Source organism: Aeromonas sp. 84A, assembly GCF_051919345.1.
Classification (GTDB): Bacteria; Pseudomonadota; Gammaproteobacteria; order Enterobacterales; family Aeromonadaceae; genus Aeromonas; species Aeromonas veronii.
This window is the reverse complement of record NZ_JBQBEW010000001.1, coordinates 1,389,104-1,400,871: the sequence shown is the minus strand read 5'-3', so window position 1 is coordinate 1,400,871 and position 11,768 is coordinate 1,389,104. Positions and strand designations below refer to the sequence as shown.

At 59.9% G+C, this 11,768-nt stretch carries 5 protein-coding genes, 5 tRNA genes and 1 riboswitch; of the genes, 2 read left to right on the top strand and 8 right to left on the bottom strand.

Going from position 1 to position 11,768, the window contains the following annotated elements; translation table 11 throughout:
- Positions 1 to 26: 26 nt before the first annotated feature.
- Positions 27 to 109, bottom strand: a riboswitch (cyclic di-GMP riboswitch).
- Between the two features lie 293 nt (positions 110 to 402).
- Complete coding sequence (locus ACTG20_RS06525; RefSeq protein ID WP_194495512.1) at positions 403 to 2,586, top strand: ExeM/NucH family extracellular endonuclease; 2,184 nt, start codon at positions 403 to 405, stop codon at positions 2,584 to 2,586.
- 171 nt (positions 2,587 to 2,757) lie between these two features.
- On the opposite strand, the gene ACTG20_RS06520 is transcribed toward ACTG20_RS06525, so the two are convergent.
- The 5 genes from ACTG20_RS06520 to ACTG20_RS06500 form a co-directional block, all read right to left on the bottom strand.
- A tRNA-Ala gene (locus tag ACTG20_RS06520) sits at positions 2,758 to 2,833 on the bottom strand.
- 34 nt (positions 2,834 to 2,867) lie between these two features.
- Positions 2,868 to 2,943, bottom strand: a tRNA-Ala gene (locus ACTG20_RS06515).
- Between the two features lie 48 nt (positions 2,944 to 2,991).
- Positions 2,992 to 3,067: transfer RNA gene (locus ACTG20_RS06510), tRNA-Ala, on the bottom strand.
- A gap of 63 nt (positions 3,068 to 3,130) precedes the next feature.
- A tRNA-Ala gene (locus ACTG20_RS06505) sits at positions 3,131 to 3,206 on the bottom strand.
- A gap of 28 nt (positions 3,207 to 3,234) precedes the next feature.
- Positions 3,235 to 3,310: transfer RNA gene (locus ACTG20_RS06500), tRNA-Ala, on the bottom strand.
- A 45-nt stretch (positions 3,311 to 3,355) separates the two neighbouring features.
- On the opposite strand from ACTG20_RS06500, the gene ACTG20_RS06495 reads away from it, so the two are divergent.
- Positions 3,356 to 3,571 (top strand): hypothetical protein, encoded by a 216-nt coding sequence (locus ACTG20_RS06495; protein ID WP_194495513.1) that lies wholly within the window; start codon positions 3,356 to 3,358, stop codon positions 3,569 to 3,571.
- A gap of 527 nt (positions 3,572 to 4,098) precedes the next feature.
- Here ACTG20_RS06495 and ACTG20_RS06490 read toward each other — a convergent pair.
- The 3 genes from ACTG20_RS06490 to ACTG20_RS06480 all read right to left on the bottom strand — a co-directional run bounded on the left by ACTG20_RS06490 (position 4,099) and on the right by ACTG20_RS06480 (position 11,765).
- The gene (locus ACTG20_RS06490) at positions 4,099 to 6,015 is read right to left on the bottom strand and encodes a glycoside hydrolase family 19 protein (protein WP_194495514.1); all 1,917 of its coding nucleotides are present in this window, start codon (positions 6,013 to 6,015) and stop codon (positions 4,099 to 4,101) included.
- Positions 6,016 to 6,094: 79 nt separating this feature from the next.
- Complete coding sequence (locus ACTG20_RS06485) at positions 6,095 to 9,076, bottom strand: M66 family metalloprotease (protein ID WP_234915301.1); 2,982 nt, start codon at positions 9,074 to 9,076, stop codon at positions 6,095 to 6,097.
- Positions 9,077 to 9,149: 73 nt separating this feature from the next.
- Positions 9,150 to 11,765, bottom strand: coding sequence for a glycosyl hydrolase family 18 protein (locus ACTG20_RS06480; RefSeq protein ID WP_194495515.1), 2,616 nt, complete (start codon positions 11,763 to 11,765; stop codon positions 9,150 to 9,152).
- Positions 11,766 to 11,768 lie beyond the last annotated feature (3 nt).

The window sequence follows — 11,768 nt, the reverse complement described above, 5'->3', positions numbered from 1 at the left end:
ACCTGCCACAAAAACCACCCCTCACCCAGGGAAACCCCGCTATCTGGATCCACGATCGAGACCGGAAGCATTGCGCCCCGGCATCACTGCCGGTTTGCCCTTTACCTGGGTTCCGTGAGGAACGAACCCAGTATAGGAAGGCGACAAGATCCCCTCAATCTTTATTCTCAAAGAGAATTATCCCCTGCCACGAAAGCGTCATGATCACAGGGTTAAAATTGATTGAATTATCAAAAAAATCATATCGTTATTGGGATCATAAAAACGCTTTCCCGCACCTTCCCAGATTCATTTAATGTGCGTTGGCTCACTGGTATGACATGCCAGAAATGTGACAATGCGCGCCCTTGGTCAACGAGCCAAGGCTATGGAATCACTGGCAAAAATAAAAAAGGAACACCTATGAAAGGTACTCGTACCCTGCTGTCGCTGGCCGTGGGGCTGGCACTTGCATCCTCAGGCGCCCATGCGGCATTTGTCTGCCCGTCCGATCCGGCTCAACTCACCCCCATCCCGACCATTCAGGGCACAGGCTCCGCCAGCGCGCTGGCCACCCAGACCGTGACCGACAATAACGGCAAGGTGACCGGCAAAATCAGCCCGGGCACCTTCAACGTTCGCGGTATCGTGACGACGCTTGGCCAAAGTCTGACCAAGGGTTTCTATCTGACTGACCCGGTGGGCGATGGCAATCCGGCCACCTCTGATGGCATCTTTGTCTATCTGAACGACAAGGACTTCGCGACCAAATATAAAGACGTCAAACCGGGGGCTGAACTCTGCCTCGAAGCCAAGGTCGAGGAGTATTACGGCGGCACCCAGCTCAAACCCACCTTCGAATCCAGCAAAGCCCGCCTGCAAGTCACCGCACAAGGGCTGAATGTGCCGACCAGCGTATTGCAGGTCAATGAAGGGGAGACACTGGCGCAAGCGCTCAATCGCCACGAAGGGATGCGGGTACGTCTCGACAGCAGCAGTGACCTGCACCTGACCCGCAACTACGGCTTCGACTACAAGGTCTATCGCAACAACGTAGAGTTGGCCCACAAAACCCCGCTGATCAAACCGACCCAACTTCATGTTGCCAACAGTGCGGACGCTGTCGCGCTGGCCACCAAAAATGGCAGCAACCGTCTGGTAGTTGAGTCTGATTACAAAGCACCGGATGGCGTACTGCCCTGGTTCCCAAGCTGGGATGCCGATCAGGGATATCTGCGCATTGGTGATCAGCTAAATGGATTGGAGGGAGTGATCGTCTACAACAAGGATGCCTTCCGTCTGGTGGTACCGAGCGATGTCACCCTGACTGCCGGCGCCCTGCTGCGCAGCCCTGAAGAGGATCGTCAAGACGCGCCGGCTCGCCTCGCTGGCAGCGATCTGCGGATCGGCAGCTTCAACGTGCTCAACTACTTCACCAGCCACTCCAGCATTGGCGGCGCACTCAATATCCTGTGCAAGGATCAGGCGGATGCCGACAACGCCAAAGGTTGCAACCGGGGTGCCAAGAGCCAGCCCGAGTTCGAGAAACAGCGCACCAAGATCGTCAATGCCATTACCGCAATGGATGCCGATCTGCTCGGCCTGATGGAGATGGAGAACAACGGCTTCGAGGATAACTCGGCCCTCCACAATCTGGTGACCCGCCTCAACGAACAGCAGAAGGATGCGAGCAAACACTACGCCTATGTGCGTCTGCCGGTCACTGCCCTTACCGATGGCAAGTTCTTCGGCGGCGACGCCATCATGGTGGCGATGCTCTACCGTCCTGCCCTGCTCACCCCCAGCGGAGATGCCAGCGTCATCAAGCTGCCGGAGCAGCGCTACACCACTGGTGGTGTGGCCAAGACAGCCGGTCAGCGCGACTCGCTGGTTCAGACCTTCACCCTCGCCAAGAGCAAGGAGCCGCTGACACTGGTTGTCAACCATCTCAAATCCAAGGGGTCAGGCTGCTACGAAAATGGCGATGGCAAGACAGAACCGGCCGACCTGCAAGGCAAGTGCACCGAGTTCCGGGTCTCTGCCGCCAAGGTGCTGGGTGAGGCGGTCAGTAAACTGCCGGGCCAGGTGTTGCTGGTAGGCGACTTCAACTCCTACGCCAAGGAAGATCCGATCCGGGTGCTGACCGACTACAACCCTGCCACTAGCGAGCGGAAGATCGTATCGGCCTCTCACACCTTTATCGGTGATCAGTCCTATGAACAGCTCGGTCGCGAAGTGACTCGCAGCTACGGCCTGCTCGATCTCAACGTCAAATTCAACAAGGAGAAAGCCATCTCCTACAGCTACGACGGGGAGCTGGGCACCCTGGACTATGCCCTCGCCAACCCGGCGCTGGCCAGCAAGGTGGCAGGTGTCGCCGACTGGCACATCAACTCCTTCGAGAGCTCCCTGTTCGAATACGGCAGCCAGTACACCGGCGCCCTGCTCAAGTCTGACAACCCCTTCAGTGCCTCCGACCATGATCCCATCATCGTCGACCTGAGACTGGAGAGCGATGCCACCAAACCGGACACCTCCTCAGGCGGTGGTGCACTGGGACTCGGCCTGCTGGCACTGTTGCCACTGGCCTGGCGACGTCGCCGTTAATCACAAGCGCATCTGAATAGTGCAAGCAAAGCCCGCGAGTCTCGCGGGCTTTTTCATTCAGGTCATTGGATGTACAAATGAAAGGCGCGGACGTATGGAGAAAATAAATGATGGAGAAAACAAAAAGGCCACCGCGATGCGGTGGCCTTTTTGCTTCTTGTAACAAGAATTTGGTGGAGCTACGCGGGATCGAACCGCGGACCTCTTGCATGCCATGCAAGCGCTCTCCCAGCTGAGCTATAACCCCAATTTGTGTGAATGACCGGCAGTCACTCTGAATTTGGTGGAGCTACGCGGGATCGAACCGCGGACCTCTTGCATGCCATGCAAGCGCTCTCCCAGCTGAGCTATAACCCCAAATTCGGTACTGAATGAATGGTTCTGGCGGCCATTCATCCTAAATAATGGTGGAGCTACGCGGGATCGAACCGCGGACCTCTTGCATGCCATGCAAGCGCTCTCCCAGCTGAGCTATAACCCCACAAAGGTCGGCCTGGGTGATACACACCACACTGCCCTGGGTACTTCATGTCAATCAAGAATCTGGTGGAGCTACGCGGGATCGAACCGCGGACCTCTTGCATGCCATGCAAGCGCTCTCCCAGCTGAGCTATAACCCCTTTGATTCCAGATTGTTCGAGGAGAATTTGGTGGAGCTACGCGGGATCGAACCGCGGACCTCTTGCATGCCATGCAAGCGCTCTCCCAGCTGAGCTATAACCCCAACTCACCTCGGCGCTGACGAAGTTATCTCCGGCAACGGAGGCGCATGATAGGCATCACCCGCTTTGCTGTCAACCCTAAAATAACCGCGACTGATTCGTTTAGTCAAAATTGCAGCAGTTCGCTGTTTTTACCAGCAAGGCGCGTGCTATCTCTCTGTTTTATGTCACAAATCGGCTCAAGCACCTATACAGGAGAGGCCGTGCAGCAAGCCTCTTTCCCCGTGCAACGCCCCCGCTCTCAAGCTTCTTTTGCTGGCTGATCATCAGCTTCTCCCCCGTCACCTCGGGAAAGCATTTCCATAAAGGGCATTGCATTTGAAAACCCTTTCCATGATTTATGTAAATTTACAACACAGGAAGTTGATCTAGCTCACAAATGACCATAGGATCAAACCGTGACCCAGGTCACACACCATAACCATAAATGACAGAGCGATGAGGTAAACCATGTTTGAGAATCTGGCAGTCCTGTTCCACCTGCGCGGTGCAACCACCAAGAACGGCGTTGTAGAGAAAGATGCCTATGCCCCCTCCACCCGTGAATACTACTTCCGCTACGGCAAGTAATTGCTGAAAGCCTTTCATGGAAAATGTAATAAAAAAACAACACACATCATCACACAGCCCTTTCGAGGCGCTGTCCTGTCCGGGCCAGATGTTCCACGGCCAAACCTGAACTCCACCAAACAAGAATGGGGCCCGCAGGCCCCATCTTTTATTGCTCCGGATTGTCATTGCACTGGATAGTGCGCTGGCTAATCGGTAAGCCTTGTAACCCTGAAACGGCTCAGAGCTTGATCCAGGCATCGGCCCAGGCCGTACCCTTGCCTGGCTCATAAGCCCAGGCAGCACCTGCACACCAGCCGGTGTAGGGGTGCGGTTTGCACTCGTAGCTGGCACCGCCGTTGCTGACCCGCTCGCCCGCCTTGTAGGGAGTCCCCTCTTTATAGACCGGATAGTCAGGCGGCGTTACGCCCCCCTCCTCCCCTTTCACCAGCAGGCTATGGGTGGTGCTGCGGCTCAGATTACCTTCATCTGTGACCGTCAGTTTGATATCCAGTTTGGTATCGCTGGCCGGCGTGGGCAGAGTCAACTCCAGAGTGACCTGATCCAGTGCCGGGGCAGAGGCTCCAGCCGGGATAGTCCAGGCATAGGAGAGCGGCTTGCCTTCCGGATCGCTAGAGTGCTGGCCAGAGAGGGTCACCTTGCTGCCGCCTTCGGCCTGTGCCGGGCCGGTGATATTGGCCACCGGTGGCAGGTTGGTGCCACCGCCGTTATCCTCGATCACCACCTCCGGATAGAAGTGCTGAACGCAGCGGCTGTAATCCCCCTCCTTGAAGGCGCTGAAGCGGGTCTGGTAGCCCACCAGCTTGCAAGCGTAACTCTTGCCGCCGTTGGGGTTCTCTGCCACATAGCTCCAGTCCTGCTCCCAATAGATGGGCAAGGCACCGGCGCCATTGTCATCAAACACCTTCATGTTCTTGCAACCCAGCACCTCGTCGGATGGCACCGCCACCCCGAGGTAGTTGGCAAACTCGCGGTAGTAGTTGATGCGATTCTGGGACTGGGCGTGCTCGACCGGACCGCCGCACTCCACCCCGCCGTTGATGATCTGGGTAGTGACCCCGAAGCCCGGCACCAGACCGTTCTGCTTGTCATGGTCATTCGGCTGCCAGGTGCCATCGATGACATGGAGCATGGAAGGCTTGGGCGGCTGCGGATAGGTATAGAAGAACACCGCACTGGCGAGGTTCAGCCAGGTGTCGGCCACCAGATCGGGGCGGTCGAGCAGGGTGCGCACCGTGCCGAACATCGCCTCGGAGAAGGGGCCATAGTTGTAGTTGTAGGAGAGCTGCTTGGCACCGCGGCCAAAGTAGCTCTTGAACTCGCCATTGTCGAACGTACCGCACGGCCACTGCTGACCCTGCCACACATCGGGACGGCACTCGGCGTTGTAACCGCCGCGCATGGTCTCATTCCATCCCATCTCGCGCACGTAGACCAGCGCCTGACGCCACTCGGCTTCCGGGCGCCAGTTTTCATGGCCGCCGGTCTCTTGAGCGAAGTGAGCGAACATGGTCGCCAGAGTCTTGCGGCAGATGGCGTCAGCATCGCGGCCGTCGCTGTAGTCGCTGCACAGGGCCGGGAACTTGGCCGCCGCCTGCAACAGGCCGCGATAGGTGTACTCGGGGGCGCGCAGCGGGAACAGGTAGTTGAACTGACCCTCGCTCAGCAGGCTTTCGACCCGCTTGACGTTGCCCGGGTTGTCGGCACGACCCGGCTGCACCGCCTCGACCACCAGATTGTCCCGGGTAGCGATGGAGGCCTTGACCGCTTCCATCGCCGGGAAGTCGGTCAGCGCCTTCTCTTTGGCATCCAGCTCGGCCTGGCTTATATAGACGGGGGTGGTGCTGCCATCCGGCGGGGTTGGCGTCGGCGGATTGGGCTTGTCATCGCCGCCAGTGTCCGGCGGGGTCACTTCCCCTTCGCCGACAAGCTTCCACGGGGTATCCCACTCATTGGCGGCCGCCATTCCGGGAGTCTGACCCGGGTTGACCCACCACTTGGCCTCGAAAACCTGGCCGTTGTAATTGACCTGGCTGCCGCCCGGATAGGATTTGTTGATGTCGTATGCCTCGGCCGCCCACAGGTGGCCGCTCAGCATCATGCCGGCAAGCAGAAGGGTGATGCGGTTTTTTTTCATTATTGTTGCTCTCTATGGTTTTGTGGCAAAAGGCAGAACCCGCCTGAACAGGCTCCGCCATCTTCATCATGGACTCAACCTAGGGGCAGCTTGCCGCCCCGACATCCAGCCAGACATCGTGCTTGCCCGGCTCATTGCCTTGAGTCCACCACTTGGCCTGCCACCGACGGCCGTTGTGGTTGGTCAGCTCACCGCCGTTGTAGGCAACGGTCGTGCTCCAGCCCAGCTCAACCTGACTCGCCAGCGCCCACTGATCGGCGGCGCGGCTCGGTTCATTGCCCTGAGTCCAGTATTTGGCACGCCATACCAGCTGGTTGTGGCTCACCTTGTCGCCGCCGTTGTAGACCTTGCTGGCCTGCCATGCGGGAAAGCTGGCCGCTTCCGGATCTGTGGTGTTGCAAGAGCCGTCGACCACGGGCTCCAGCGTCAGCACGACGCGCCCTTCGCTCTGGTGTACCCCGTCCGAGACGCTCACACTCAGCTCATGCTGCTCGCTGGTGGTGACTGCCGGCGGCAGCAGACGCAGGTTGGCGCTGGTCTCGCCTTCCGCCTGCCAGCCCGCCGGAAAGTGCCAGCGGTAGCTGAGCGCGTCGCCCTCGGGATCCCTCGCCTCGGCGGTGATGGTCAGCCGCTCACCGCCGATGCCGCCGAGCTGCGCCGGTACGGTCACTACCGGAGGCTGGTTCTCAACCACGCCCTGCTCCAGCGGCCGCCCGTTGACGGTAAAGGAGAGGGTCTGCTGCGGTGGCAACAAGCTCTGTTGTACCAGCGTCTGGCCACGGCACTGGATAGCGGCGCGACCGGGCTCGCTGGCGGTGGGCAGGTTGATGTGGAACTTGTTCATGACGCTGCTGGCCGCTCTGTGATTGGCCAGCCTGAAGCGCTGTAGACCATCGCGGGTCTCTACCTGCAACTGGCAGTCATTGCCGGACAGGGTGTTGCTGTCATCCGGATAGGTGAAACCGTAGGCGCCATGCAGCGCCGGATAGATGTAACTGGGCAGACTCCCCTGCGGGTCGTAATAGCCCACCAGGGTGGTCACCGGCACGCCGAACTGCTCGGGCTTGCGCGCAACCTTGGTATCGATGGGGGAGACCTCCACCCAGCTCTGGCCATCCGAGGTGAAGCTCTTCTTGAAGCCCCGGTTCACCACAATTTCCTTGCCGTTGATAAAGAGACGACTGTTGTAACCGGCCCCGTGATCGATGGTCAGACTGCGCCCACGGTTGTCCGCAGAGGCAATCGGCACCCGGATATCACGGGTCCAGCGACCATCCCACATGGCGACCCTGACCAAGCCGTAATCCGCCAGCAGGGCACTCAGTCCGGCCTCGCTCAGGGCATCCATGGGGGCATCGACCTTCTCGATCCCCTCGATTGTGTGCTGATAGGGCTCCATCATGGCCGTCGCACTGCTCCACTTGCTAAAGCCGGTGGCCGAGTTGGCATCGAACACCGCCTTGCTCTCCAGAAAACGCTGGATGATGGCGGCCGAATTGGGGGTATAGAGGGTGAAACGGTTGGCGCCGGAGAGAGGGCGGCCGCCCGCCATCGCATCGTGCCCAAACTTGCGGCCATCGAACGGTGGCTGGCACTGGCCATCCAGACAGGCATCCTCATTGGTGCGGGTCGGCGAGAAGTTGGGGATGAAACGGTGTTTGTCACTGTCCCATCCCCAGCTGGAGTTGAGCTGATCGGCACTGCGATGAACCGAGCCGCGGAAACCATCCACATAGTGGCCAAGGCCAAGGTTATGGCCTACTTCGTGGCTGAACTCGTTGCCCAGCGAATCATCCAGCGTAACGATACCACCGCCGCCGGAGCCACCGTGCACCTGAACCCCATTGGCATATTTGCCGCGGCTGTTGTGCGCCGTCAGCTGGGCCACCACAAAGGGATGGCTTCCCTCCCCTTCACCGGCGCTGCTGTTGATGCCGTAGTTGGCATTGTCGATGCCGTGGGAGATAAGCTCCTTGCCGATGCGCTGGCGCATGGTGCCGCCATGCCAACCCCCCTCGCTCGGGTCAAAATCGGTCAGCAGGGTGCCATTGGGCAACATCACCTCAGGCAGGGAGAGCGGTGCATACTGACTGACGATCAACCGGCTGGCCGGGATGGTCTGGAAGTATTCACGATGGGCCTCCATGTCATTGGCAAAGGCAAAGCGATCCCGTGGTGTGGTGAGCATGCCGATGTCGATGGTGTGCAGCAGCAGCTCGCCGGGGGCGCCGACCTTGATGTCACGCAGTTCACCACTGAGATTGCCCTGACGAACGGAGAGGTTCAGTCCGGGCTGGATCCACTCGGCAGGCAGCTCGCCGCTCCAGGTATCCGCTGCATAGGTGATGCGGTTGTTCTCCAGCTCCCCCTCGCGGAACCACTGCCCATTGGCAAACTTGAACTGCAGGGTCTGGCCACGGGAGACGGTCACCTGTCGCTCGCCATAGAAGGCCGTCGAGTTATAACCGGCGCTGGAGCGGACCCGCACCATCTTGCCCTCCAGCTCCGGGCTCACGGGCAGGTAAATATCCCGAACCCAGCGGCCGTCGGCGGTCTGGATCTCCACCAGCGCACGCCCGGTCAGCCGATCCTTGAGGAAGGCGCCGCTCTTGTCGCTCAGTTTGGCCAAATCAGCACTGCTGCTGATGATGGCAGTGGTGCCGCTCTCCGGGATGAAACTCACTCCGCCTTCGGGAGCCCCCGCGAGGTGGTAGACAGTCTCTGGCAGCGCCGATGGCGGCGACAAGGTCAGGGTGCCCAGCAGCTTGCCGCTGCCGTCACGGGCCTCCACAGTTATGGGGGTCACCCCATCGGCCTGGAGCGGTTTCACCAGCAGCAGGCTCTTGCGCAGGCTGGTCAGGATGGGTTGGCGATCCCCCTCTTGGGGATGGGACGGCAGGATCTGGCTCTGGGCAAACTGCACGCTGGCAGCCAGACTGCCGGTCAGATCGCTTTGCGGTGTCGTGTCATTGAATATCAGGGGCGAGGTGGCGGCAGACAGGGGGCCAGCCGCCAGAGTTGCCATGATGAGGGCTGCGATGCGGGTCACATTTGTGGTCATTGTCGGGTTCTCGTTCATATTGCTACCGGGAATGAGGGGCATGTCGCCATGCCCCGTCATCGGTGAGGAGGCCTCAGTTACAGCTTGCTGCCCCGATATCCAGCCAGACATCGTGCTTGCCCGGCTCATTGCCTTGAGTCCACCACTTGGCCTTCCACTGACGGCCGTTGTGGTTGGTGAGATCCCCGCCGTTGTAGGCAACGGCTGCGTTCCAACCCAGATCAACCTGACTCACCAGCGCCCACTGATCGGCGGCGCGGCTCGGTTCATTGCCCTGAGTCCAGTACTTGGCACGCCATACCAGCTGGTTATGGCTCACCTTGTCACCGCCGTTGTAGACCTTGCTGGCCTGCCATGCGGGAACGTTGGCTGCTTCCGGATCTGTGGTGTTGCAAGAGCCACCCTCACCGCCTTCGTTGATCGGGGTAACGGTGAGGCGGGTTGCCGCGTTGGCGTCGAGCGCACCGTCAGAGACGGTCACTGAGAGGTCATAACCGGTTTCGACATCCACCGCCGGGCCGGTGACCACCAGAGTGGCGCTGTTCTGGCCGGTCGCCGTGATACCGGCAGGCACTTGCCACTGGTAGATCAGCTCGTCGTCGTTGGGGTCGGATGCCTTGGCGGTGATGGTCACTTGCTTGCCCTCTTCCACCTTGACGCTGGCGGGCAAAGTCACCACCGGAGGCAGGTTGGGCTGCGGCGCCTTGTTGGTCACCACCACCTGATCGCGGGCGGTGAGGTTGTGGTCGTCGGTCACTGCCAGCTCGAACACCAGATTGATGTCGGCGGACACTGCATCGAGTACAACCCGGGCCTTGGCCTGAGTGGCATCAAGCAGAGCGGCCTGCGGGCCGGAGACCTGCTTCCAGCTATAGGTGAGGGTGCCATTTTCCGGGTCATGGGAGGCGGAGCCGTTCAGCGTCACCTCGGTCGGGCCGGTGACACTCAGATCGCTGCCCGCGTTGGCTACCGGCGGCTTGTTGGCTGGCGGAGTGACCCCTTCACCGTGACCGAGACCTTCATGCATGGCGTTAAGGATGTCGCCGTTGTCGGCATCGATCTCCCAGGAGAAGAGCCCGCCCAGCTTGTTGGCCAGCACGTATTGGCCTTTCGCCTTGACCGAGCGCTCATCGTCATAGGTGATCAGCTCGCCGGTGGAGGGATTGAACAGGGTGGCCGCTTCGGCAGTCTCGTCGTAGTTGTACTCCCAGCCTGCGCCCATATGGCTGTTGACGATGTGGCGATAATCCAGCACGCCATCTTCCCAGGTGCCCTTGATCTTGCCGGTGGCGGTGCCGGTGAAGGGGTCATTGCCCTGATAACCGCTCACCCCTTTCCAGCCGCGACCGTAGGCGGCGGCACCGATCACCAGCTTCTCGGAGTCGACCCCCTGCGCCAGCAGTTGCTGCACCGCTGCATCAGTGTTGTAGCGCTTGTTGGCCGAGCCGTTGGTAGCCTGATAGAGGTTGGCCTGATGACCCAGGGAGGTATTGCTCCAGGCACCGTTGTAGTCGTAACTCATCACGAAGAGGTGGTCCATGTACTGCTGGGCAGCCTTGTAATCCACATCCTCAATCTTGTCGTAACCGGCACCGATGGCGGAGGTGAGCTGATAGGTGCGACCGGTCTCGGCCTCCAGCTCGTCGAGCATGGCGCGCAGATCCTTCATGATCAGCACATAGGTTTCACCATCTTTGGTCTTGTCCCCCAGATTGGGGTTGGCGCCATCGCCACCCGGGAACTCATAGTCGATATCGACGCCGTCGAAGAACTTCCAGGTCTGCAAGAACTCCTTGACCGAGGCGACGAACACGTCGCGCTTGGCCTTGTCATGCATGAAGAAGAAGGGGTCGGAGAGGGTCCAGCCACCGACGGAGGGGAGGATCTTCAGGTCCGGATAGGCCTGTTTGAGGGCCATCAGATTGCCGAAGTTGCCCTTGTAGGGCTCATCCCAGGCGACCAGTGACCCCTGCCCTTTTTGCAGCGCGGCCCAGGGATCGTGAATGGCGACCTGGAAATCCTTGCGCCCGGCACAGGCACGTTGCAGCGCCTGGAAGCTGCCGGCAATCTCTTTGAGGCTGTCGTTGAGGCCATCACCGCCACAGATCGGGGTGAAGCCATAGAGGATATGGGTCAGGTTCTGGGCCGGCAGCTTGTCCACGGTGAAGTTGCGATCATAGACCCCCCACTCCACATAGTAGGTACCGACCACCTTGCCGGACTTGTTGACATAGGGTTTGTTATTCTCCTGCAGGGCAGGCTTGAGCGGCGCAAGGTGACTGCCATCGGTATCGGCGACCACGATCTCCTTGGCATCAGACAGGGTACAGCCATCGCCGTTGCACAGCGCGACCTGCATCTGATAGCGGCCCCCCTTGTGCACCTTGAAGGTGGCGGTACCCGCGGCGGAAGAGGGTCCGGACCACACCTCCTTGCCATCCAGCAGCACCTTGGCACTCTGGCCAATATCGCCGTTCCAGAGATTCCAGGTGACGGTCACATCGGCGCCATCCTTCACCTTGACCAGCTCGTTATAAGCGGTCGCGGACTGGCTGACTTCGACGATGGCAAACTTGGTGGGACCCCAACCGATGGCGGGTTTGCCGGGAGCTGCCGCATAAGCGGAGGAGGAGGAGGCGAGCAGGGTACCGACCATCATGGCCAGCAGTGCGGGTTTTGGACTTAGCATATT

What these genes read in the sequence shown, in the direction of transcription:
- ACTG20_RS06525 (WP_194495512.1), top strand. Translation starts at nt 403, where the DNA reads ATGAAAGGTACTCGTACCCTGCTGTCGCTGGCCGTGGGGCTGGCACTT.
- ACTG20_RS06495 (WP_194495513.1), top strand. Translation starts at nt 3,356, where the DNA reads ATGATAGGCATCACCCGCTTTGCTGTCAACCCTAAAATAACCGCGACT.
- ACTG20_RS06490 (WP_194495514.1), bottom strand. Translation starts at nt 6,015, where the DNA reads ATGAAAAAAAACCGCATCACCCTTCTGCTTGCCGGCATGATGCTGAGC.
- ACTG20_RS06485 (WP_234915301.1), bottom strand. Translation starts at nt 9,076, where the DNA reads ATGACCACAAATGTGACCCGCATCGCAGCCCTCATCATGGCAACTCTG.
- ACTG20_RS06480 (WP_194495515.1), bottom strand. Translation starts at nt 11,765, where the DNA reads ATGCTAAGTCCAAAACCCGCACTGCTGGCCATGATGGTCGGTACCCTG.